Raw genomic sequence first — 22,668 nt, 5'->3', positions numbered from 1 at the left:
AAATGTTCCACGAAAACTTTAATAAAATGAATCACGATATATGTTCCACGAATTAAAAATCCCTGCCGTTGCTGACAGGGAGTTCACTCATTCAAGGCATATCAAGTCTTTGTGCTTAACGTTTCATCACCCAACGGCTTCATCAAGCAGAAGCTAGGCTTCTTGATTGGCAAGATGCGAACCTTGCACAGTGTTAGTCAGTCTTAGTGTTCACCCGAAGCTATTCACGAGTACTGAGACACCACCCTACTAGCTCTCCACTTTCAGATTTATGTATCGCCTACAGATTCAATCAATATGCCGTCTATTCCGAGCTGTCAACATTGAACTAAGCTAACGTGTGCCGGTTCTGTATGTTCTAAAATCTTTGCATCCCGTGTTTGCTTTCTTGTTGTGTCTTCTGGTCATGGCATTGCTTGCATAACGACTGCAGGTTGTCCATGTCATCCGTTCCGCCTTGGGCTTTGTTTACGATATGGTCACACTCAAGGTTCATGGATACACGCTGGCACTTGCAGCACGTCCAGTTATCACGTTCATGCACTTCACGTTTGATCCGACGCCATGGCCGACCGCCACGACCTTGGCCATAGTTTCCTTGTTTGGCCAAGGTCGGTTGATTACTTTTAAGTGTGGGCAGTGATCCACCCAGCTTTGTTAATCGTGCCATTACTTCACCGTATATAATTTCGCGTCTTTAGGTATGGGTTCCTGAACAGTCAGTGGCTTGCCCTCAGTGATCCGCTGGAAGCATGGCTCACACAATGCCTGCCAGTTATCGATGTTCCAGAACTTCACTTGGCTTATAGGCTGATCAATGTGCGCAACCTGATCTGCTGGGCTTGTATAACCACGCTTAGTGCAGTCATAGCAATATCGATTCGCCAGTAGATAATCTGCACAGGCTTTACGCCATGCTTTGGCCTTGTCATCTTTTAGCGGTTTTGCTCTGGCCTTCTCAGCTTTGTCGGCTGATTGCTCATGCTCCTGCCAGTGAGCTGCTCGATTCTTTTTACCCATGTCTGCGTATCCCATAAAAAAACCCGCATGATTGCGACCAGTGCAACATGCGGGCATAAAAAAACTGCATGAACTTTCAGGGGTAATCATGCAGTTTGTTTAAAGAACCTTTCGGTTCCATGGAGAACTACAGCGCTTTTATCTAGAGTTTTCCATTGTGGTAAAATTTAACCTCATTTTGCTTTTGAGTCAATATCAAAGTTTACTTAGATTTACTTATACAAGTAAAAATCTTTTCTTCGCCAAAAGATAACTCAGCATTCAAATCTTTAAGTGTGTACTCAACACAGATTTTCATATGATTTCTAACAGTCGTATCACTCCAGCCACAAATTGAAGCACGTGCACGCTCAGTAGGTTTATAACTTGCAGGGACCAAACAAAACTCGGTCAATGCAATCAGCACGATGGACTGATGATAAATCTGATTCACACCCGCATCAGTGAACTGCTGTTCATACTTGCCAACTAGAATTTCACTAAAGATTTGTACATTGCCTTTGGTGTTTGCACCAAAGTATTTTAAGCGGATTAGGTTGTCTTGTAGCTTAGTCAGCTTTGCAAAGCTCATTGCTAGCAGAATATCTTGTGCTGTCATTGCAGGCTGGCCACCATCAATGCGATCTGCTTCGTAATTGATTGACTTTGGATTGAGTAAACGCATGAATTTTTCCATTAGAAACGTCCCTCAACAATGGTACACATGAAAAAAACATTAAAAACAAATACTTGGAATGCAATGTTTACCATTGGCGTTTTTTGTGTACCGTTGTATAAAAATGGTACACATACACAAGCCTTATATATTAAGGCTTTTAGAGAAATGTGTACCTTGTGTACCATTAATACAATATCTCTCACGCAAGAGAATTTTTTTAAATCATTTTTGAAATAGAAATTTAAATCATAATTACTGGCTGCAAAATTTTCCCGTGTGCGCGTGCGCGCGCAATGGTACACATGGTAAACATTGGACAATAAAGTGTTATGTGGTAAGGCTTGCAGATGTGTACCATTGGTCATAAATGGTAAACACGATGGTACACATGGTACACATTTAACCCTGTAATTATTATGGGAATGGGTATGGAGCATCATTATTATCACCTTGTAACGACTTGTCAAATTTTTCGATGTCTGCACCGTACCAATCCATTTTCACAGTTGGTCGCATAATTCCCAGCTTATCCTCTGTCTGCTCAGGCATCACTCCAATAACCACCAATTTACTTTGCTGCTTGTTTGCTGACTGAGATGGTTTTCGCCAATGCTCCTGTTTCTCCGTCGAGATCACACCATATTTTTTAGCTTCACCCATAAATCTTTTTAGACTAACAATATGCTCATTGGTTTTTTTGGACCATTTTTGATAAGCGTCATAGAGCTGGGATACCGTACACGTACAGTAGGGGTAGTCCGTTTCTTCAGCGATCCACTGAACAATAAACGTGTCATAACCTGCCCGTGTATATTCAATAATTTCCCGTTTTGCCTTGGTCATTGGCGGCTTAGTGTGGGCATTAAACCCTGTCAAATCAACTTGTAACAGTGTTGCATAAAATGCTTCTATCACATCGTTATCGTCCAGATCCGCAACAACCTGGTCTAATAATTCCTGCGGTACAGTGGACTTGGGATACAGCACCAAGAACCGGCGGTCATTTTCTTCAATTGGCAAAGGCTGTGTATGATTCGATAAAAATACCGTATTCATGTGGTTTGCCTGTTGCATAGATGACAAGAATTTTTGATGAATCGATAGCTTAGATCCAGTGATCAAATGCTTAATAAATCCCATCATGCCGTGCTTGGTCTTATTATTTGCAATTTCTTCAAACAGCAAAAAAAGCACTTCATCAGCCCAGTCGTTATATTGGCTTTCCAGATCTCGCTGGTCGAGGGTCTTATGATACTTTGTGTAGATTTTCTCCATAATGCCGCCAAAAAATAGCGATTTACCTGCACCATGAATATTACCGTGCATGAGTATTGACGTGGCCATTTTGGCCCCTTTATGTTGAAGCGGATATGCTAACCATCGAATTAACCAGCCGTATGCCTGCGGCTCCCCAACACACAAATGGCGCAATAACTGGTCAAAACTTTTACATTTTTCATAAGCGTCTTTTCGGTTCATCAACATGTCTGGTGCATCAGGATCTGTTGCTGCAACGATCTCAAGCCCAGTAAACCGGTTAATTTGATGTGGTTTAGATGAATTCGTCGGGTCAAATACCAAATCAGTATTATGAATCATGCGACGATGCGGAGATTTAAACCAGATCTCGTATTGATTTGGAAATGCTTCTCGAATCGCTGCATTTTTAACACGTTCACGATGAAGTGTATCCCAAGACTCTAGCGTACCCTCCAAATGCACATAGCGTTTAATCAAGTCAGTGATTTCTATTGCTGTCTGACTATCCACTTCGGTTTTTAAGGTATCCTGATCAATCATTTTACGATTGCGATGCGATTGCCAACGCTCAGCAACCGATTTTCCAACCATTTTTGTAAATGCAACCGCTTTAATGGTTTTTTTACGGAAGGAATCCCATACGTCAGTTTTACCCTCCACCAACATGAAGCGACTTAAACATTTTTCAACTGTAAAATCTGGACGCTCAAAGTCTTCTGATTCCCCATCCCCCTCTTGTTGCTGCCCACCAGAATGATTTTCACGCTCGACTAAGTCCTGCTCGGTATACGTTTCAAGCATAAAATCATCATGATTATGCGTATTTGGCTCATCTTCTGCCAAAAATGCCTGATCCTCTGCTGAAAATCGCCCCGAATCTTGGCTTGCCATTTCAGGGGGGTGTGGGGGAACTTCAAAAGCAGAAAATTGAGAAGAAATTCCGCTTGCGATCTGCTCCCGTACAACCTGCAAACCCTCACTCACATGCAGATCATTAAAGTCAGATGGGTGAGAATTTGATTGTGGCTGCTCTAAAATTTCATCTTGACTCATACGTTCACCGCTTGACTAAATTTGGGGAGAATTACAATACCGCCTGTTGCAGCCACAGCTTTATTCGCAGCTTTTAAGCCTGCATCAGGTGGCGTTGAATGGCTATCATCGTCAGCGCAATACACAAGACGTGCATGCGGATGCAATATGCGTATTTCTTTACCCACTTTGTCTATATTTCCTGAATTAAACGCCACAACCGTGACGTGACCGGTCGCCTCATAAATGCTGGCACCCGTCGCATAGCCTTCTGCTATGCAGATAATCTGATCTTGCTGAGTCACCTGGCCAATCATGTAAAAACATGCGCTGACTCGCCCGCCTGGTAAAAAAGGCTTATGGCCATCCGCATGAATTTCTTGAACATTCCAAATTTTTCCGTCTATATCAAACAGCGGAACAATCAGATTTCCTTTGCCATTTATGCGACAGCCATGGTTTTGAACCTGCTTGCGTGCCAAGTACGGGCAATCACGATCAGATGATTTATAGGCCCAGATCCGTGCCGCACGTTTGGCTGCAGCTTCTTGTGCTTTACGCTCTTCAAGTTCAGCTGCTTTGGCCTGTGCTTCGGCCTTTTCTTTCCATTTTTTACGGTCTGCATCTGTGACTTTGGTTTCTGCAGATAAGCCCAGTACCGCACCAACTTCGCTTAAAACTTCTGAATAGTTCATGCTGCGAGACTTTTCAATCAGTGCAAATCCATCACCTGCACCACATTGATTACAGATCCACGTACCTTTTCCCTGTTTGTCGTCACAACGAAAACGGTCTTTACCGCCACAAATCGGACATGGACCATGCATATTTTTTTTAGCTGGTACTGTGATGCCAAATGCTGGGTATACAAGATCTTTCCAACGTCCGAGCGCAGCATCCCGCACTTGATCAAATGTTAGAGCCATTAATTTGTCTCCACATCATTTTCTGCCTTTTGACGGGCTAATTTTTTAAGTTGTGCCACAGCTGCAATCAGACACATTGCATCTTTTTCAATGCTTGCCAATTCAACATCGACTATTCGTCCATCTTTCAATGCATCACTCACCGATGTGAATAATTCACCTACACGGTTTGAAATTGCACCTATATTGGCCAAAAAGCCCGTGTCATGAATATCAATAACGGCAGGTAATTCGTAAACCACTGCATTACCATGCGCGGCAGCTGCACTTTGCAAAATACGGATGTCTTTTGTGTAGTTCAAAATTGCTTCGACATGCTCAGGATGCAAATGATATTGCGTATTTTGTATATCAACACATTTGCTGAATACCATTGGATTAAACCCATGAATTTCAGCTATGGCGGCTTTACTTCCATGTCTATCTTTACAAGCACGATATAGCGCAACATCCAAAGGTAAGACAGCATTTTGTGCAGCGAAATTTGATAAAAAATCACTCATATCTAATTTGTCCTTAATTTTGGATATTTTCTAAGACCGCAGATGCAGTTAAATTTTGCTTAGACTTAAGTAAACGTTTTGGAACTCGACCAGCAGCCAATTCTCTGACTTCATATTCGCGATACTCTGGTATATCTGCATCATCTCCCCATTGCGCGATTGCAGCCGTAGTCAATTCAAGTTTGTCTGCTAACTGAAAAAGTTTGTTCACACCTAAAAGTGCCATTGCTTCACGACGAGTCATATTTATTCCATAAATCTAAGTTGCCTTAGATTTATTAAACCGAAGTTTTTACTGAGCGTCAATAGCTAAGATGGCTTAGATTTATTTTTTTGGAAAGCTTATGGAAACCCTTGGCTCAAGAATCAAACAATTGAGAAAAAGTAAAAAACTAACTCAAGGAAAGCTTGGCAATCTGGTAGATGTATCCGATGTGACTGTTGGCTACTGGGAACGAGATGTAAACGAACCACAATTTCAAACCTTGATGGCTGTTGCAGAAATATTAGATACGACAGTTAATTTCTTGAAATACGGAATTGAAGACTCTGAACCATCAGTAAGAGATCCACGCCCAGTAGTACGCTTACTGCCTGTTTTAAGTTATGTACAGGCTGGTAACTGGACCAGTATTCGATCTTTGGAAAATTATGAAATCGAACAATGGCTACCTGCTCCACCAAATGCTGGCAAAAATAGTTTTTATATGATCATCCAGGGAACGAGCAACGCCCCTCACTTCAATGACGGCGATTATGTGTGTATCGACCCCGATGTTGATTTTGAATCCGTACAAACAGGCGAAATGATCGTTGCTCAATGTGATGGTGATGCAACATTTAAAGCATTAGTTAGAGATCATAATCGCATGTATCTGCAAGCCCTTAATCCTAATTTTCAACCCAATATCATAGACTTAAAAGAAAATTGTCTTTATAAAGGAAAATACGTAGGAAGATTTGAACCTTCGAAAAAATTTCTATAAAAAACAATTATTAAAAAATATTTCTAAGCAAACTTAGAAATAATAGTTGCCACAAAACCTAAGCTAGGTTAGATTAATTTCAATCTAACTCTACTTAGGTTTTTTTATGAAAAATTTAAATCCTCAAAAAAATGATCAATTCGATCAAATCATTGTCAGTCGTCTACTCGCTGATGACTTTGCGCAACCACAAGTCAAAGATTTTGATTTCTACAAAGAACGTGCTGTTTCACAGATTCAGACTGCTATTCACAGCATCTACAAATCAAACAATCAACACGAATTTACAATCGCAATTGCACAAGCAAATGCATTCATTGATGCTGCAATCAATTTCGAATTTATTGATTTAACAGAAAAAGCTAAATGGCTTGACGATGTTGCAAAGGCTATGCGTGCTCAATTGATCGAGGAGTATGTATGAACTTATCAGTTACCCCTGAAAGCATCGTACCTGAGCAATCAGTCATTGATTCATGGCCAAAACTGCATCGAAAAAAAGGTGGCCATGCTTGCCAAGGGAAATGTCCAAATTATACGGACGAACAATGCTGTCATTGTTTGATCCAAGACACTCCAGTTGCTCTATCTGATGAAGACAAGCACCTTAACAATGCTGTGGACGCTGTGGGGTATGTGCCATGAGTTTACATTATGGCCATGTTGCCGTGTTCATTTTTATAGTTTGTCCCGCTGTTTTAGCTGCCTCAATATTTTTCCGCTTGATGATTAATCATGCTGGTGAACTGAAGGCGCAAGCAATGCAACATAAAACTAAAATTGGAGAATAAGACATGCTTCAGTTTACTGATTTGAATAATGCAGAACATACGATCCATTTAGCAAACATGACAAATGTGGTCTACCGCAAAACCAATGATGCACATGTCATCACCTTTCATATGCTGGGAAACCATATCGTTCCTGCGACCGTTGACAGTGTTACTGCAGCGCGTTTGATTCAAGAATTGGGAGAGCATCAATGAACTCGAATCTTGCACATGATGTTTACATCAATCAGGGCAAAGCTATTGCCCTTGCCAACCAAGTCGACGACTTTCTTAAGGCTAAGGGCAAAGTGAAACAAATCCCTTTTGGCCAATCAGGTGTTAGTCGATCGAAACCTGAGTCATATACAACAAGTCAGGAAACTATGCGGAAGATGATGACACGTTCAGTGAGTGTTAATCGTCCAGTATTGGAAACTATTGAAAAGAAACTGACGAAAGAACAGCAACGTCACAAATTTAACTTTGATGCCAAAACCAAAGCTCTAGATGCCGGTCAAAACTATTTTGAGGGTAAATGTGATTTACATGGTTTGACTGTATACAAAGTATATAAAAGCGGAAAGTGCCACTGCGTTGAATGCCGTGAACGCACTAAGCAATTGAGAAAGGAAGCATCAGCATGAAAAATAAATTAATGACTCACATTGAAATGCTTCAAAACCCCAACTTCAAACGTAAGCTTGAAAACAAAATTGTGGCGCATATCAATCATGAGTTTTCAAAGGCTGGCCGAGAACTACCATTGCCTAAATTTCGAAATGATATTGTGACTTACGAGGATGCTAACGTCACGAAATTAGTGAATCGCATTCGTACAGGTGCAGTACTGCTTGCGCAGCTGCTGGATGAAAAGGAGGCTAAATAATGGTTTTAACGATTAGTCAAACTTGCAAACTTTTAGATATTGGCCGCACTACAGTTTATAGAATGTTTGATCGCGGTGAACTTGAACGAATTGAATTTGGCCGATCAGTACGTGTCAAATTACCTGATAAACTTTCGGAAGCATATGCAGAACAAATCAAAGCCCTTATAAACTAAGGGCTTTTTCTTTTAAGCTATCCAGATAATCTGACCAGGCTTGCATCATTACTCGACGTTCATCTAAATATTTTGTCCTATTATAGGCACGTCCATGCATATCACGCACTTGATGCCCCAGCTGCTGTTCAATACGCTCAATCGGGAATTTTAAAACTTCATCTAGCAACGTCCGAGCAGTTGCACGAAAACCATGCCCTGTTGTTTCACCATTTTCCCAACCTAAATTTTTAAGTGCTTTATTGATAGAACTGTCAGATAAAAGCCGTGTTTTTCCCCAATAATTCGCAAAACAGTATTCATTATTACCAGTCACCATTTTGAGTTCTTCAAAAAGCTTTTTTACCTGGTGTGATAGAGGCACTATTAACTGTGTACCAATCGCATTTTCTGTTTTGGCCGGCGTATAAGACCAGGTGCTATTTTCTAAATCTATGTCCGCCCATTTGGCTGCACGTAATTCACCAGGGCGCACAAAAACATGTGGCAATATTCGCAATGCGTAACACATGACGATAGATCCACGCTTTGTGTATTGATCAATCGCAACTAGAAGTTCACCCAACAATTTTGGATCTGTTACTGCAGCATGATGAGTCGCCCGATGTGGCTGCAATAATCCCTGAATATCTAATGCGACATTTCTGTCACAAAGACCAAGCACCAATCCATATTTAAACACTTGACCGGCTTTAGAGCGCATGCGTCTTGCCGTTTCAGATTTCCCTTGCCTCTCATAAATTTGACAAACATCTAATAATTGACGGGCCGTTATTTCATGAATCGGTTTTTTCCCGATTGCATCGAATAAATACTGATAAACAAATTCGTTACGATGCCGCGTTGATTCAGCCAGTTTTTCTGTTTGCATAAATTCGCGAGCCACAGCTTCAAATGTATTATTCAACGCAAATCGCGCTTGTTCTTCTAATTGCTGCTTATGCGTGAATGGATCTATACCTTGTGACAGTAGCTCACGATACTCTTCACGATGTTTTCGCGCTTCCGCCAACGTCATCGCTGGATAAATACCAATGCCAATCGTGGTTCTCTTTTTTGTTATGGGTTTAAAATAATCAAACCGCCAATAAGTTCCACCTTTTTTATCTAAAAGTAGAAATAAACCACCACCGTCAGACAGTTTTACAATCTTATCTGGTGATTTTTTGTGCTTAGTAATTTCTGATTTGATCCTGGTATCAGTGAGACTTACGACAGTTCTGGCCATGTTTAGTAGTACATTATTTAGTGCTGCCATGTTGTACTGCTAAATGTACTGCTAAAAATTCGGATTATAGCGGCACTACATGGAACAAGTTGAAACAAAGAAAGGAGCGATAATACAGTATTTATAAGGATTTGCGGTTATTTTGGTATGTATTGAAATATGTAAGTGGTGCGCTCAGCGGGACTCGAACCCACGCCACAGGCTTCGGAGACCTGTACTCTATCCAGTTGAGCTATGAGCGCTTATTTTGGATTGCGCACATCATAACAAAAAAAACTGTAAGGTAAAGCAACTATATAGATGTTAGGCTTTTTTCTGCTTAAGCTTTATACAACGTTCTATTTTTAAAATGCAGAATTCCATACGATTTACTTGGTTTATTTGCCCCGATATCGCACAATACTCACACTATTTATAGAGTGAATTATTTATGACTGATGCACTAACGTTAAAGCAGCTGTCAAAAACCTATAAAAATGGGTTTCAGGCGCTTAAAGGTATTGATTTAACAGTACCCGAAGGTGAATTTTATGCACTTTTAGGTCCCAATGGTGCAGGAAAATCTACCACGATTAGTATTATCAGTTCACTAACCCGTAAAACTTCAGGTACTGTCGAAATTTTTGGGCACAATTTAGATACCCATCCCTCGCATGCAAAGCAGTGTTTGGGCGTTGTACCTCAAGAATTTAACTTTGGTCAATTTGAAAAAACATTTGATATTTTGGTGACTCAAGCTGGTTATTACGGTATTTCTAAAAAGATAGCAGAGAAACGTGCAGAGGAATATTTAGAAAAGCTTGGCCTTTGGGAAAAACGTAGCACCCAAGCACGCATGCTATCGGGCGGTATGAAACGCCGTTTAATGATCGCTCGTGCCATGATGCATGAACCTAAACTGCTGATTTTAGATGAGCCGACTGCTGGTGTTGATATTGAACTACGCCGTTCGATGTGGGATTTCCTCACTGAAATGAACGAAAAAGGCACGTCTATTATTTTAACGACACACTATTTAGAAGAAGCTGAAATGTTGTGCCGTCGAATCGCAATTATTGATCGTGGTGTGATTAAAGAAGACACCAGCATGAAAGGTTTCCTCAGCCAGTTGAATGAAGAAACATTTATTTTCGATCTAGCCGAACCCATTGAACCGATCCATATAGAAATTATTGGTGTCCGTTTCAACTTAGTAGATCCTGTCACCTTAGAAGTCACTATGGATAAAGGCCATACCTTGAATGATTTATTCCAACTCATGGAATCTCAAGGTATTCAAGTTCGAAGTATGCGTAATAAATCTAACCGACTAGAAGAACTATTTGTCCGTATGGTCGAAAAAAATCTTGAAGGTGCAGCACAATGAATTTTAACCAACTGTGTATTGCCCTCTACACCTTAGTGTATAAAGAAATTCGCCGTTTCATGCGTATTTGGCCGCAAACCCTTCTCCCACCGGCAATCACCATGAGTTTGTACTTTGTGATTTTCGGTAATTTAGTCGGTTCACGCATTGGGCAAATGGGTGGTTTTAGCTATATGCAGTTCATCGTGCCCGGCTTAATTATGATGGCGGTCATTACCAACAGCTATGCCAATGTGTCATCCAGTTTCTTTAGTGCAAAATTTCAAAAAAGCATCGAAGAATTAATCATGAGTCCAGTGCCGTTACACATGGTGCTTTGGGGTTATGTGATCGGTGGTGTTTGCCGTGGTGTTTTAGTCGGTTTTATTGTCACTGTGATGAGCCTATTTTTTACTGAATTACACCTGACCAATATCTTCGTAACTATATATACAGTTCTCATTACTTCGCTGCTGTTTTCTCTTGGCGGATTTATTAATGCTGTTTATGCAAAATCTTTTGACGACATTTCGATTATCCCGACTTTCGTCCTGACTCCGCTGACTTATTTAGGCGGTGTTTTCTATGCCATCTCATCACTGAGTCCTTTTTGGCAAAATCTCTCTTTAATCAACCCTGTCGTGTATATGGTCAATGCTTTCCGCTACGGTATTTTGGGCCATAGCGATGTGAATGTCGGCATTTCACTGACAGTTATTACTGCATGTTGCGTTGTACTTTATGGCGTGGCGTATCATTTACTTTCTCGTGGTTCAGGAATGCGTGAATAATGAGTGTAGAACAATCCCTTTTAGGTAAAGACACCAACTACCCAACAGAATATCAACCCGATATTCTGTTTCCGATTGCACGTGCCACTGCACGTGAACAATATGCCCATGTGGAAGGCATCCGCCAAGGTAAAGACTGGTGGCATGTTTTTGAAATTTCTTGGTTAAATGCTTCTGGTGTGCCTCAAGTTGCTATTGGTCGTTTAACTTTGCCAGCAAGTTCAGACAACCTGATCGAATCGAAATCTTTAAAGCTCTACTTTAATAGTATGAACTTTACCAAATTTGATTCTCAGGCAGCGTTTAAAGCAACTGTAGAAAAAGACTTATCAGCAGCAGCCAATGCCGCTGTGACTATTGATCTATTTCATGTCGATGATGTTGAAATTTCAAAACCGCAAGGCATCTGTATTGATGACTTAGAACCCACCCAGTTAGAAAATCATCCAAATGCAGCTTTACTCTCTTTAGATGAAGATGCAGCGCAAGAAGAAGTTGAAATTCAACTTTATTCACATTTATTAAGAAGTAACTGTCCAGTCACGGGTCAACCTGATTGGGGAACGGTATTTATACGGTATAAAGGTACTAAGCCTTGTTATCGTAGTATTCTGGCTTATATTATTTCTTACCGTCAGCATAATGGTTTCCACGAACAATGTGTGGAGCAAATGTTTGCCGATATTTGGCAACATTTAAAACCAAGTCAGCTGATGGTATATGCTGCCTATACACGCCGTGGTGGATTGGATATCAACCCTTGTCGTGTATCGGATTTAACATGGATGCCTCGCCCCATTCGATTGGCGCGACAATAAAAAAATTGAGGTTAGTGATGCCATTTTTTGGTTTTATTCCTTCTGAGGAACTTCTAAGCAGTATCCAAACTGGTCACGCGAAAAAAAATTCGAGTGAACCACTTTATCCTTTACGTGATAAAACAGCTTTGCTGATTAATGAAGAAATCATTGGTGCAACTATATTAGCTCCTGTTCATCTGTTTCCTGCAAGCGACAAGCGCGACACAGCAGAAAAACTGGCTGGCTATGTCAAATCAACAGTCGCTGTATTGTTAAAGCAGCTATTGGGTAAATCTCCGAATGATGTGGTGAAACAATCCATTGAATTTTCAGAACGAAGTTTATTTCAGGACACAGTCGGCGCTCATCGTGTAGGTCTGAGCTTAGATGCAGGACTGGTCACTAACCTTAAGAACAGTTATGCCGAAATTAAATCAGGTGTAGATGTCAATAAAGCTGCTTTTGGTGAACTGTATAAACAGTTTGCTGAAGCTGCAGTACGTCATTTTATGAATGACTTTAATAAAACACTCGATTTAGGCATGATTAAACGTAAAGCAGCCGATATCGGATCTTCTGCCGTGATTAAAGCAATACATATCGCGATTGATAAGATTTTCCCAAATCTAACCAAAGAAGAGCTAGGTGCCCTTGCAGAAGCACACGATGCGATGTTTAACAAATAATTCATGCTACAAATAAAAACCTAGCTTCGGCTAGGTTTTTTTATGGTTAAACGCATAAAACTGAATCCCGATACAATGACTATATATAGTCATGCAAACACAGTTCTAGAATATGAACTGATCTCAATTAAATGACAGTACATTTATATGTACTATTTTTAAAAATCCACACAGAAAAGAAAGAACCTGATTACAAACAGGATTTGAATGCTTGCCGTCATTTTGGCTTAAATTTCAATGCATCCATTTCAATATTCAATCTCTTTCTTTTTTAACATTCAGTCTATATTTCTACTATATATAGCAACGTTTTCAACAGCATTGAAGCGTTGGCGAACAAAAACTATGTAATGAATAAACCACTGCTTGCATATGGGTGTTTTAGACCGGTACCTTTTTAATCCTGTCCCTTTATTTTTAGATATAACATTGCAACTTATGTAGCTTCTAAACAGTATTTCGCAACGCGATAAAGTTTACTCGTTCTGCGTTTTTATGACGCATGAGTTTTAGAGTCATCTATATTTCAAATGATTTGTGAATATTTGCAAGTTATGTAAATGAATATGTCACTTTTCAATATGTTAACTACGAAAAAATCCTTTGCTTTGTCTTTTTTTGTATATCTATTTATGAAAGCATGCGCTGTCAGTGGTATCTTAGTTGCTATTGGTAACGTTTACCTTTAATGAGCTATGAAACTAGAAGGTCATCACAATTTTCAGGATCTTTTCCCCTCGAAATTTTGTTCATACTCATCGCTAAAGCAACTGGAAATTTTTTATTTATGCTAAATCGAAATTTTTATAAAAAACTATCACATATTGCCATTATGGCCGGTTCAATTTCACTGACCAGTTTTTGTCAGGCTAACGACTTCCAATCTCATCCGGCATATGCAAGCTTTAAACAAAATGCAATGCAAACCTATGGTCTGAGTGAAAATCAAATTGATTGGGCAATGCAAGGCAGTAAAAACCTACCCAACATTATTAGCATTATGAATAGACCTGGTGAATCAAAGCCTTGGTACCAATACAAAACCAATTTTTTAGCTGAAAGTACAATTCAACGCGGCGTTCGCTTCAAAAATCAATATGCCGACACTTTAAATCGTGCAGAACAACAATTTGGTGTGCCTCAATCCGTGATTTTAGGCATTTTGGGTGTTGAAACAGGCTACGGCAGCAATAAAGGTAATTTTATTACCCGTGATGCTTTGGCGACCCTTGGTTTTGGCTATGAACGCCGTGCGCAATATTTCCAAGATGAACTTGCTGCACTGATTGCTTGGTCATATAAAGATGGTGTTCCAACCAACTCTGTCGTCGGTTCATATGCAGGTGCTGTGGGTTATCCTCAATTTATGCCAAGTAACATTCCAAAATTTGGTGTGGACTACGATGGCAATGGTCATGTTGACCTGCGTAATTCGGCTGTCGATGCCATTGGTTCAATTGCAAATTATTTAGCAAATTATGGTTGGCAGCGTAATCAACCGATCGCTTTTGCTGCTCGCTATAGCGGAAACAACCCAGATGCTATTATTGCAAAGGATTTAAACCAGCCAACACCCTATGGTGTACTCAAGGCTCAAGGTGTAACCCCTATGAATCCATTGGTAAAAATCGATGATCTCGATTTAGTCAATGTCATCCAATTGCAAGATAGTTTTGGACCAATTTATTACATCACTTATCCAAATTTTCAGGTCATTACAACCTATAACAAAAGCCGTATGTATGCGACTGCACTATGGCTTTTAGGCACTGAAGTTACCAGTCGATAAGACTGGTTTTTTCTTATAGAGCAAAAAAGTCAACAAATATTTTCACCAAAATGAGCATTTATTCGACATTTTACACACCTTGTTACATTATTGATTATTTTTTAACCAACTATTGTTAATTTTTTAGACATTTTCAAAGTATTTTAATTAAACACTAGACAGCCTATTGATGGCATGAATATTATCCATCTCGTTAAATATAGTTGCAAAAGTGAAATATCAGACGTGTTTACATGGATATCAGCGACTTAGTTGAACCAGTAAATATGCCATTGGGAGATAAACAATGCAGTCATCAATTTTTAAATATGCCTTAGCGCTTGCCACGGCAGTTGCGCTAAGTCAGTCACAAGCTGAGATGGTTCAGTCATCATCATTCAATCATGATAATGACAACTCGCGTCTTGCAGCTCGTGTATTGAATAAAGAAGCTCAAAGCTTCAATTCAAACTTTACGAATTTAAGTAGCCTTTCAATCACTGAGCGTTCTGGCGATAAAATTCGTCGTCAAACCATCGCTGCTAAAATCGAAATTCCTGAAGATGAGCCTTCAGTGATTGAAAAGTTAAACACTGTTGCATCGAATACTGTTCGTAAGTTCACTCAAACAGGTACTGCTTCTTGGTACGGTCGTCAATTCCACGGTCGTAAAACAGCAAGCGGTGAAACGTTTGACATGAACGCACTTACAGCAGCACATCGTAGCCTGCCACTTAATTGCTTTATTCGTGTTACGAATCGCAATAATGGTAAAAGCGTCGTGGTGAAAGTAAATGACCGTGGTCCATTCCATGGTAACCGTGTTCTTGATTTATCTTATGGTGCTGCTAAGCAATTGGGTATTACCAGTGCCGGTACTGCAAACGTGAGTATTGAGCGCGTAGACGGTCCAAATTCTTAATTCTCCAATGAAGTGACTGCATTTAACAGACCACGCCTAGCGTGGTTTTTTTATTTGTAGCCTCTTAGCCTTTCAAATCATCAGTAATCCTGATTTTGACCCTTCCTCCATTCTTGTTTATATTGGAGTCCTTCCCCATGATTAAGGACTATCATGAAAACAATCAACGAATGGTTTGATGAATACAGCGAAAGTCATCAAAATAAAACCAATAAAATGATTCACTGGATTTGCGTACCCACGATTTATTTTTCAATCGTTGGCATATTGGCGCATTTTAGCGCGCTACTTACTGCTGTCTTACTTGCTTTAGCATTTATCTTTTACGCACGTTTAGACATTGTCCTTGCTGTTGCAATGGCCGCGTTAACATTAATCATGGCATGGCTAATTTGGGTGTTACCAGTTGGATATGGCTTTTATATCGCGCTCTTTATATTCGCATGGATTGGTCAATTTTATGGCCATAAAATTGAAGGTAAAAAGCCCTCTTTTTTCAAAGATCTCCAATTCCTCCTCATTGGCCCTATTTGGTGTTTAGATACATTTGCAGGAAAAGTACCTAGTAATTGGAAAACACGCTATAAATCGCAAATAAAGAGCATTTAGAGCACGATTAATTTCATAGATCTCTTTTTCACTTATTCCACATCGGTTTTCTTCATATTCGATGCTTAAAACCCTATTGTTTATAGGTGTATTTATCTCTGGTATTTCCAATCATTTTTTCTATTTATACGACCAAAAAGCCAGTGTTTAAACACTGGCTTTTACTCAATATGATTAATCCAATTTTATGTTTATAGCTTCATCTGAATCATGATCATTTAAATGACTAAAGTTAAAATGACTACGTGATTTTTATTGATAGGTTTTACCTTGATGCTTTAACCAACCATCTTGATGACGTCCATTCGGATCGTGATGTGTCCAATGCATCACACCACCCTTATCTGAATATTCGTATTCACCGTAAAATTGAACTGTATCGCCTTTTTGTAAGTCGTCAATTCGTGGGGCTAGATCGATATTATGCGCGACCAAAAGCGTTTGACCATTATTTAAGGTCAAAATGAACTTTTGATGGCGACTACCTTCATTATCATCTCGAAGTACCGCTTTGACTTGACCTGCACCCTCAACCTGAACATTACTGAGTTTATTTTTAAATGCATGCGCAATAATATCTTCAGCACTCTGCCCTTTTTGTTGAGCATCTGCGGGTTGTACTGGTTCTATTTGTGGCTGTGAGTTTTGTTCAGCTGTCGTCTGAACTTGTGCAGTTTTTTGTTGTTGTAAATCAATTCCGAAATAAGCTGCTGCAAGCGCAACAATAATTCCGCCGATGGTTAAGTTTATTTTGTTTGCCATAAGATAGTTTAAATCTAAATTTTCAACTCATTATAGTCATTAATATGGATAAAAATAGGATCTGTGAACAACAATGCACACAATTTAAAGTCAGAATAGCTTTGAAATCAGTAAAGCTACAGCCATAAAAAAAGCCCTCTAAAACGAGGGCTTTTTTCTACAAATAATCAGAGATTATTTTGCAGCAGCTTGAGCAGCAGCAACTTCTTCAGCGAAAGAAAGTTCAGCTTTTTTCTCAATACCTTCACCAACTTCGAAACGTACGAAGTTAGCAACAGTAGTACCAGTTGCTTTAAGAACTTCTGCAACTTTCTTATCGTTGTCGATAACGTACATTTGGTTCTCAAGAACAACTTCGTTCAAGTATTTCTGAACTGAACCAGTTACCATTTTTTCAACGATGTTTGCTGGTTTACCAGATTCAATTGCTTTCGCTTCAGCAATTTCTTTTTCTTTAGCGATAAGTTCAGCAGAAACGCCAGCTTCGTTTACAGCAACTGGGTTGAATGCAGCGATGTGCATAGCCAAACCTTTACCAGTTTCAGCATCACCAGCGTATGCAACTACAACACCGATTTTTAAACCGTGTTTGTAAACTGCAAGGTTGTCGCCTTCAACGATTTGAGCACGACGTACTTGGATGTTTTCACCGATTTTTTGAACAAGCGCGATACGAGCTTCTTCAACAGTAGCACCATCTTCAAGTTTCAATTCAGCAATTTGAGCAACGTCAGTTACACCAGCAGCAAGCGCAGCAGCAGCAACTTTAGCAGAGAAACCAGCAAAGTTTTCGTCTTTAGCAACGAAGTCAGTTTGACAGTTAACTTCTAAAAGGATTGCTTTATTACCTTCTTGAGCGATAGTGATCGCGCCGTCAGCAGCAATGTTACCCGCTTTTTTAGCAGCTTTAGCTTGACCAGATTTACGAAGGTTGTCGATCGCTAATTCGATGTCACCGCCCGCTTCTGTTAATGCTTTTTTACATTCCATCATTGCAAGACCAGTACGATCGCGCAATTCTTTAACCATGCTTGCTGTAACTGCAGTCATGTTAATCTCCTAAATACGGTAGAAAATGAATTCTTTTTAGAACAGAAACGGCCCAGAGCTGTCTCTTGGGCCGTCTGCATACATGACGCTTACTTTGCCACCATCACGTGTCGCAAAAATGACAAGCTTACGTCAAACGCATTAAGCCTCAGAAGCAGGAGCTTCTTCGCCTTTAGCTTGTGCATTTGCTTGTGATTGAGCATATTCTTTACCAGCAAGAATCGCATCAGCCATAGCAGAAGCGTAAAGAGTAACTGCACGGATCGCATCGTCGTTACCAGGGATAACGTAGTCTACGTTGTCTGGGTTAGAGTTTGTATCAACGATACCGATAACAGGAATACCCAAGTTTTTAGCTTCTTTAATTGCAATTGCTTCGTGATCAACATCGATTACGAATAATGCGTCAGGTAAACCACCCATGTTTTTAACACCGCCAAGAGCGCGTTCAAGTTTTTCCATCTCACGAGTACGTTCTAAAGCTTCACGTTTAGTAAGTTTAGCGAAAGTACCATCTTGAGATTGAGTTTGAAGGTCTTTTAGACGGTTGATTGACTGGCGAAGAGTTTTCCAGTTAGTCAACATACCACCCAACCAGCGGTGATCAACATATGGTTGACCTGCACGTTGAGCTTGTTCACGGATGATTGCAGAAGCTGCACGTTTTGTACCAACGAACAAAACTTTGTTCTTTTTGCTAGCCAAGTTGTTAGCAAAGTTCAAAGCATCATTTAACGCAGGAACAGTGTGCTCAAGGTTGATGATGTGAATTTTGTTGCGCGCACCGAAGATGTATTCGCGCATTTTTGGATTCCAAAAACGTGTTTGGTGACCGAAGTGTGCGCCTGCTTGAAGAAGGTCGCGCATGCTTACGTTGTAATCTGCCATTTTCTTTACCTTAAAGTTTGGGTTAGGCCTCCATATACCCGCATTCTCCACCTAAAAAGGCACCCAGAGAAATGTGTCGATATATGTGCGGATTTTATTGCCCCATCGCACAAAGCTCGTGAAAGATATTCACGAAAAAGCATTTGATAAAATGGGCGGCTATTTATACCATAGTCACATACAAATTTCCAAAAGTTTTTAGAGATCATGAACAGTACTTACGAAGCTCCACGTCGATTAATTAAAACGCCTGACGAAATTGAAAAAATGCGCGTCGCGGGTCGACTGGCGGCAGAAGTTTTGGATATGATCAAACCGCATATTGTTCCAGGTGTGACTACCCTAGAACTTGATACGATTTGTCATGACTATATTGTCAACAAACAAGAAGCTATTCCTGCATGTTTAGGTTATGGCGCTGCGCCGGGTCGTCCAGCATTCCAGCACGTGATCTGTACTTCAGTGAACCATGTAGTGTGTCACGGTATTCCATCTGAAAGCAAAAAGTTAAAAAAAGGTGACATTTTAAACATCGATGTCACTGTGATTAAAGATGGTTACCACGGTGATACCAACATGATGTACATCGTGGGTGGTGAAACATCTATTTTAGCGAACCGTTTATGTAAAGTTGCTCAAGAAGCCATGTACCGTGGTATGGCGGTAGTAAAACCGGGCGCAACAATGGGCGATATCGGTAATGCCATTCAACAATATGTTGAGTCAGAGCGTTTTGGCGTTGTACGTGAATATTGTGGTCATGGTATTGGTACTGTTTTCCACGACGAACCACAAGTTTTACACTACGGTCAACCCAATACAGGCATGATCTTAGAAGAAGGCATGACCTTTACCATCGAACCAATGGTGAACGGTGGTGACTGGAAAACCAAACTTCTTGGCGACAAATGGACTGTCGTTACTAAAGATCATAGCTTGTCTGCACAGTACGAACATACGCTACTTGTAACAAAAAATGGTGTAGAAGTGCTAACTGCTCGTCCTGAAGAAGATTTATCGCGTTTTGTTCAATAAGCAAAGTATTTGAAGCACAAAATTTTATTAAAAATGGTCACACATGTTGTGGCCTTTTTTAGGCCTTATTTTTGTCCGTGACTTTAAGAATTTGCCATAAAATTTGATTAAAAATTTAAGTAACTCAATGTAAATTTTCTCAATTATAGGGTTAGGATGGAATATCACACTTTTTTGCACATTGTTGATTTTGCCACTCCCCATTACTGTGCATTTAAGCTAAGATAGTGTGCTTTTTATTTTTTAATCCCTATAAGAAGGAATACTGCCGTGGACGTACGTCTGTCTGATCGTGTAAATAGCATCAAACCGTCCCCTACACTTGCTGTTACTAACAAAGCTGCTGAATTAAAAGCTGCTGGTAAAAACGTAATTGGTTTAGGCGCAGGTGAACCGGATTTCGATACCCCACAACACATCAAAGATGCTGCAATTGCTGCTATCAACAATGGCTTCACTAAATATACAGCTGTTGACGGTACTCCAGGTCTTAAAAAAGCAATTATTGCTAAATTAAAACGCGACAATAACCTTGATTACGCTGCAAACCAAATCTTGGTTTCTTGTGGTGGTAAACAATCTTTCTTTAACTTGGCACTTGCTTTGTTAAATAAAGGTGACGAAGTAATTATCCCTGCTCCTTACTGGGTAAGCTACCCAGACATGGTGATCATTGCTGAAGGTACTCCTGTAATCGTGAAATGTGGTGAAGACCAACGTTTCAAAATTACGCCTGCTCAATTAGAAGCTGCAATCACTGACAAAACTCGTTTAGTGGTTCTAAACAGCCCTTCTAACCCAACAGGTATGATCTACACTAAAGAAGAATTACTTGCTTTAGCTGACGTTCTACGTAAATACCCAGAAGTTTTAGTTGCTTCTGATGATATGTACGAACCAATCCGTTGGGACGACGAATTCTACAACATCGCAACAGTTGCACCAGACCTTTACGATCGCGTAATCGTTCTTAACGGTGTATCTAAAGCTTATGCAATGACTGGCTGGCGTATTGGCTACGCAGCGGGCCCTGCTAAACTTATTGGTGCGATGAAAAAAATCCAATCTCAATCAACTTCAAACCCAACTTCTATTTCACAAGTTGCTGCTGAAGCTGCATTGAATGGCCCTCAAGACGTTCTTGAGCCAATGATTGAAGCATTCAAACGCCGTCACGACCTAGTTGTGAAAGGCTTGAACGACATCAACGGTATTACTTGCCTTCCTGCTGATGGTGCATTCTATGCATACGCAAACATCCGTCCATTGATTCGTGCAAAAGGTTTAAAATCTTGCACAGAATTCTCTGCATGGTTATTGGAAGAAACTGGTGTTGCAGTAGTTCCTGGTGATGCGTTCGGTCTAGGTGGTTATATGCGTATTTCTTATGCAACTGCAGACGAAGTTCTTGTAGATGCGCTTGCACGTATTAAGAAAGCTGCTGACTCAATCGAAGGCGTAGACGCTGCGATTGCTTCAATTGCTGCTGAAAAATAATTTGATCTAGAGATCAAATCAAAAAAAAGCCCGCGAATTTCGCGGGTTTTTTTATCCCTGAGCCATTTTAAAGTATTTGCTATGTTTCCATTTAAGGCAGATAAAGCAAATAACTGCTGCCAGCGTATAAGCAACACACAGCATGATCCAAAAACCTTGAATATTGAATGCCTCGTACTTGCGCCCTAACCATGTCACTGGATGGAATGCCAAATACCAGCCGCCGCCAAGTCCGAAAACCAAAATCATGCTGCTATAAACCAGCATCGGAAATACAATGACTTTCCAACACCTCAACATATTGACCGAAACTACTAATATCGCATCAAAGATATGCATCCAACACAATAAAAACACCAATGCGAAAACCACGTTGAGTACATCTTTGTCATTACTGAACAAGGGCAACATATAGGGATAAAATACTGCCACAACGATTGAGGCGGTTAAAGCGACCACGAATGCCACCTTCATCGCTATACCGGTTAAATGCCACGCCTCCTGAACACGCCCCTCTCTGATTTTAGTCGATACCAAAATACTAAAGGTTGCACCAAGTGAGAGCGGCAACATAAACAATAAGCCGCAAAACCCCATAGCGATTTGATGCGCATTTACAATGACATTACCCAGTGGTAATGCCAGTAACGCAATTGCGCTTATGGTAAATACATCAATAAAAACAACCACAGCAGTTGGTAAACCAATGCTTAAAATACTCCGTAACAACCCTCTTTAACTTCCTAAGCCCCAATTTTTAAATTAAAGAACTCACCCGACCAGTGAATACTCAATTTCTTTTCTAAGAAAAAGAAATAATAGAGAACCAGTAATAGCCATTGCGCAAGAAGATGCGCTAGAAAAGCACCTTTCACACCATAAGCAGGAATATTAAAAACCGAAATTCCAAATATAAAGCCATATGCCAAAGTTACTTTTATTACTCTGTACACGACAAATTTCATAGGATCCTTGTCCTATCAGGCTTTTTCTTTCTTAAAATTGCTAGCACTTTCTTAAATTCTTCTTTTTTTCCAAAACCAATCAAACGTAGAATAGCCATTTGAACA

At 40.1% G+C, this 22,668-nt stretch carries 30 protein-coding genes and 1 tRNA gene; 17 read left to right on the top strand and 14 right to left on the bottom strand.

Annotated elements, in window-relative coordinates; all coding sequences use genetic code 11:
* Positions 1-358: 358 nt before the first annotated feature.
* The 7 genes from FTU05_RS12710 to FTU05_RS12680 form a co-directional block, all read right to left on the bottom strand.
* Positions 359-670 (bottom strand): HNH endonuclease, encoded by a 312-nt coding sequence (locus FTU05_RS12710; protein ID WP_180165569.1) that lies wholly within the window; start codon positions 668-670, stop codon positions 359-361.
* Positions 670-1,077: an HNH endonuclease signature motif containing protein gene (locus FTU05_RS12705; protein WP_178962207.1), complete on the bottom strand. Its 408-nt coding sequence runs from the start codon at positions 1,075-1,077 to the stop codon at positions 670-672. Before FTU05_RS12705 ends, FTU05_RS12710 begins: the two co-directional genes overlap by 1 nt.
* 145 nt (positions 1,078-1,222) lie before the next feature.
* Positions 1,223-1,696, bottom strand: a complete 474-nt coding sequence (locus tag FTU05_RS12700) for a hypothetical protein (RefSeq protein ID WP_180165567.1) — start codon at positions 1,694-1,696, stop codon at positions 1,223-1,225.
* A gap of 396 nt (positions 1,697-2,092) precedes the next feature.
* Positions 2,093-3,991 (bottom strand): DUF5906 domain-containing protein, encoded by a 1,899-nt coding sequence (locus FTU05_RS12695; protein ID WP_180165565.1) that lies wholly within the window; start codon positions 3,989-3,991, stop codon positions 2,093-2,095.
* Positions 3,988-4,896: a primase-helicase zinc-binding domain-containing protein gene (locus FTU05_RS12690; RefSeq protein WP_180165563.1), complete on the bottom strand. Its 909-nt coding sequence runs from the start codon at positions 4,894-4,896 to the stop codon at positions 3,988-3,990. The genes FTU05_RS12695 and FTU05_RS12690 overlap by 4 nt, the downstream gene beginning before the upstream one ends.
* Positions 4,896-5,399 carry a phage regulatory CII family protein gene (locus FTU05_RS12685; RefSeq protein WP_180165561.1) on the bottom strand — a complete coding sequence of 168 codons (504 nt, stop codon included), beginning with the start codon at positions 5,397-5,399 and terminating at the stop codon, positions 4,896-4,898. Before FTU05_RS12685 ends, FTU05_RS12690 begins: the two co-directional genes overlap by 1 nt.
* A gap of 13 nt (positions 5,400-5,412) precedes the next feature.
* A complete protein-coding gene (locus FTU05_RS12680) occupies positions 5,413-5,643 on the bottom strand; it encodes a ribonuclease D (RefSeq protein ID WP_178962198.1) in 231 nt (76 codons plus the stop codon).
* 100 nt (positions 5,644-5,743) lie between these two features.
* Here FTU05_RS12680 and FTU05_RS12675 point away from each other — a divergent pair, with 100 nt between their 5' ends.
* From FTU05_RS12675 to FTU05_RS12640, 8 genes are all read left to right on the top strand, one after another.
* Positions 5,744-6,385 (top strand): LexA family transcriptional regulator, encoded by a 642-nt coding sequence (locus tag FTU05_RS12675; RefSeq protein WP_178962196.1) that lies wholly within the window; start codon positions 5,744-5,746, stop codon positions 6,383-6,385.
* Positions 6,386-6,491: 106 nt separating this feature from the next.
* Positions 6,492-6,809, top strand: coding sequence for a hypothetical protein (locus tag FTU05_RS12670; protein WP_180165559.1), 318 nt, complete (start codon positions 6,492-6,494; stop codon positions 6,807-6,809).
* Complete coding sequence (locus tag FTU05_RS12665; protein ID WP_180110032.1) at positions 6,806-7,030, top strand: hypothetical protein; 225 nt, start codon at positions 6,806-6,808, stop codon at positions 7,028-7,030. The genes FTU05_RS12670 and FTU05_RS12665 overlap by 4 nt, the downstream gene beginning before the upstream one ends.
* On the top strand, positions 7,027-7,176 hold the full coding sequence (locus tag FTU05_RS12660; RefSeq protein WP_180165557.1) for a hypothetical protein: 150 nt from the start codon (positions 7,027-7,029) through the stop codon (positions 7,174-7,176). Before FTU05_RS12665 ends, FTU05_RS12660 begins: the two co-directional genes overlap by 4 nt.
* 3 nt (positions 7,177-7,179) lie before the next feature.
* A complete protein-coding gene (locus FTU05_RS12655; protein WP_180040738.1) occupies positions 7,180-7,371 on the top strand; it encodes a hypothetical protein in 192 nt (63 codons plus the stop codon).
* On the top strand, positions 7,368-7,799 hold the full coding sequence (locus tag FTU05_RS12650) for a hypothetical protein (RefSeq protein WP_180165555.1): 432 nt from the start codon (positions 7,368-7,370) through the stop codon (positions 7,797-7,799). The genes FTU05_RS12655 and FTU05_RS12650 overlap by 4 nt, the downstream gene beginning before the upstream one ends.
* Positions 7,796-8,041, top strand: coding sequence for a hypothetical protein (locus FTU05_RS12645; RefSeq protein ID WP_257230122.1), 246 nt, complete (start codon positions 7,796-7,798; stop codon positions 8,039-8,041). The genes FTU05_RS12650 and FTU05_RS12645 overlap by 4 nt, the downstream gene beginning before the upstream one ends.
* Positions 8,041-8,217 carry a helix-turn-helix domain-containing protein gene (locus FTU05_RS12640; protein WP_111883997.1) on the top strand — a complete coding sequence of 59 codons (177 nt, stop codon included), beginning with the start codon at positions 8,041-8,043 and terminating at the stop codon, positions 8,215-8,217. The genes FTU05_RS12645 and FTU05_RS12640 overlap by 1 nt, the downstream gene beginning before the upstream one ends.
* Here the strand turns inward: FTU05_RS12640 and FTU05_RS12635 are convergent.
* Together FTU05_RS12635 and FTU05_RS12630 are read right to left on the bottom strand one after the other, a co-directional pair.
* A complete protein-coding gene (locus FTU05_RS12635; RefSeq protein ID WP_180165617.1) occupies positions 8,207-9,445 on the bottom strand; it encodes an integrase arm-type DNA-binding domain-containing protein in 1,239 nt (412 codons plus the stop codon). The genes FTU05_RS12640 and FTU05_RS12635 overlap by 11 nt on opposite strands.
* Before the next feature lie 166 nt (positions 9,446-9,611).
* Positions 9,612-9,687: transfer RNA gene (locus tag FTU05_RS12630), tRNA-Arg, on the bottom strand.
* Between the two features lie 188 nt (positions 9,688-9,875).
* Between FTU05_RS12630 and FTU05_RS12625 the strand changes: the two genes are divergently transcribed.
* The 7 genes from FTU05_RS12625 to FTU05_RS12595 all read left to right on the top strand — a co-directional run bounded on the left by FTU05_RS12625 (position 9,876) and on the right by FTU05_RS12595 (position 16,366).
* Positions 9,876-10,811 carry an ABC transporter ATP-binding protein gene (locus FTU05_RS12625; RefSeq protein ID WP_168378014.1) on the top strand — a complete coding sequence of 312 codons (936 nt, stop codon included), beginning with the start codon at positions 9,876-9,878 and terminating at the stop codon, positions 10,809-10,811.
* The gene (locus tag FTU05_RS12620) at positions 10,808-11,581 is read left to right on the top strand and encodes an ABC transporter permease (RefSeq protein WP_180023368.1); all 774 of its coding nucleotides are present in this window, start codon (positions 10,808-10,810) and stop codon (positions 11,579-11,581) included. The genes FTU05_RS12625 and FTU05_RS12620 overlap by 4 nt, the downstream gene beginning before the upstream one ends.
* The gene (queF, locus tag FTU05_RS12615) at positions 11,581-12,399 is read left to right on the top strand and encodes an NADPH-dependent 7-cyano-7-deazaguanine reductase QueF (protein ID WP_180065006.1); all 819 of its coding nucleotides are present in this window, start codon (positions 11,581-11,583) and stop codon (positions 12,397-12,399) included. Before FTU05_RS12620 ends, queF begins: the two co-directional genes overlap by 1 nt.
* A gap of 17 nt (positions 12,400-12,416) precedes the next feature.
* Complete coding sequence (locus FTU05_RS12610) at positions 12,417-13,067, top strand: hypothetical protein (protein WP_078190308.1); 651 nt, start codon at positions 12,417-12,419, stop codon at positions 13,065-13,067.
* Between the two features lie 787 nt (positions 13,068-13,854).
* Positions 13,855-14,856, top strand: coding sequence for a lytic murein transglycosylase B (mltB, locus tag FTU05_RS12605; protein WP_180165553.1), 1,002 nt, complete (start codon positions 13,855-13,857; stop codon positions 14,854-14,856).
* Positions 14,857-15,142: 286 nt separating this feature from the next.
* Positions 15,143-15,757 (top strand): septal ring lytic transglycosylase RlpA family protein, encoded by a 615-nt coding sequence (locus FTU05_RS12600; protein ID WP_180162938.1) that lies wholly within the window; start codon positions 15,143-15,145, stop codon positions 15,755-15,757.
* A 153-nt stretch (positions 15,758-15,910) separates the two neighbouring features.
* Positions 15,911-16,366 carry a DUF962 domain-containing protein gene (locus FTU05_RS12595; RefSeq protein ID WP_180165551.1) on the top strand — a complete coding sequence of 152 codons (456 nt, stop codon included), beginning with the start codon at positions 15,911-15,913 and terminating at the stop codon, positions 16,364-16,366.
* Between the two features lie 252 nt (positions 16,367-16,618).
* Here the strand turns inward: FTU05_RS12595 and FTU05_RS12590 are convergent, their stop codons facing one another.
* The 3 genes from FTU05_RS12590 to rpsB form a co-directional block, all read right to left on the bottom strand.
* Positions 16,619-17,128: a DUF3465 domain-containing protein gene (locus tag FTU05_RS12590; RefSeq protein WP_180162939.1), complete on the bottom strand. Its 510-nt coding sequence runs from the start codon at positions 17,126-17,128 to the stop codon at positions 16,619-16,621.
* Positions 17,129-17,302: 174 nt separating this feature from the next.
* Complete coding sequence (tsf, locus tag FTU05_RS12585; protein WP_180066391.1) at positions 17,303-18,178, bottom strand: translation elongation factor Ts; 876 nt, start codon at positions 18,176-18,178, stop codon at positions 17,303-17,305.
* Between the two features lie 141 nt (positions 18,179-18,319).
* On the bottom strand, positions 18,320-19,066 hold the full coding sequence (gene rpsB, locus FTU05_RS12580) for a 30S ribosomal protein S2 (RefSeq protein ID WP_180165549.1): 747 nt from the start codon (positions 19,064-19,066) through the stop codon (positions 18,320-18,322).
* Positions 19,067-19,273: 207 nt separating this feature from the next.
* Here rpsB and map point away from each other — a divergent pair, with 207 nt between their 5' ends.
* Both map and FTU05_RS12570 read left to right on the top strand, forming a co-directional pair.
* Positions 19,274-20,101 (top strand): type I methionyl aminopeptidase, encoded by an 828-nt coding sequence (gene map / locus FTU05_RS12575; protein WP_168378021.1) that lies wholly within the window; start codon positions 19,274-19,276, stop codon positions 20,099-20,101.
* A gap of 270 nt (positions 20,102-20,371) precedes the next feature.
* Positions 20,372-21,598 carry a pyridoxal phosphate-dependent aminotransferase gene (locus FTU05_RS12570; protein ID WP_111883988.1) on the top strand — a complete coding sequence of 409 codons (1,227 nt, stop codon included), beginning with the start codon at positions 20,372-20,374 and terminating at the stop codon, positions 21,596-21,598.
* 51 nt (positions 21,599-21,649) lie between these two features.
* Here FTU05_RS12570 and FTU05_RS12565 read toward each other — a convergent pair whose 3' ends face one another.
* Complete coding sequence (locus tag FTU05_RS12565) at positions 21,650-22,327, bottom strand: MATE family efflux transporter (RefSeq protein ID WP_180165547.1); 678 nt, start codon at positions 22,325-22,327, stop codon at positions 21,650-21,652.
* Between the two features lie 14 nt (positions 22,328-22,341).
* Positions 22,342-22,563: a hypothetical protein gene (locus tag FTU05_RS12560; RefSeq protein WP_180165546.1), complete on the bottom strand. Its 222-nt coding sequence runs from the start codon at positions 22,561-22,563 to the stop codon at positions 22,342-22,344.
* Between the last annotated feature and the right edge of the window lie 105 nt (positions 22,564-22,668).

Source organism: Acinetobacter sp. YH12049 (assembly GCF_013419875.1).
In the GTDB taxonomy this organism is placed as follows: domain Bacteria; phylum Pseudomonadota; class Gammaproteobacteria; order Pseudomonadales; family Moraxellaceae; genus Acinetobacter; species Acinetobacter amyesii.
Note: the sequence above shows the minus strand (reverse complement) of the source record. Positions and strands in the feature narration are given on the sequence as shown.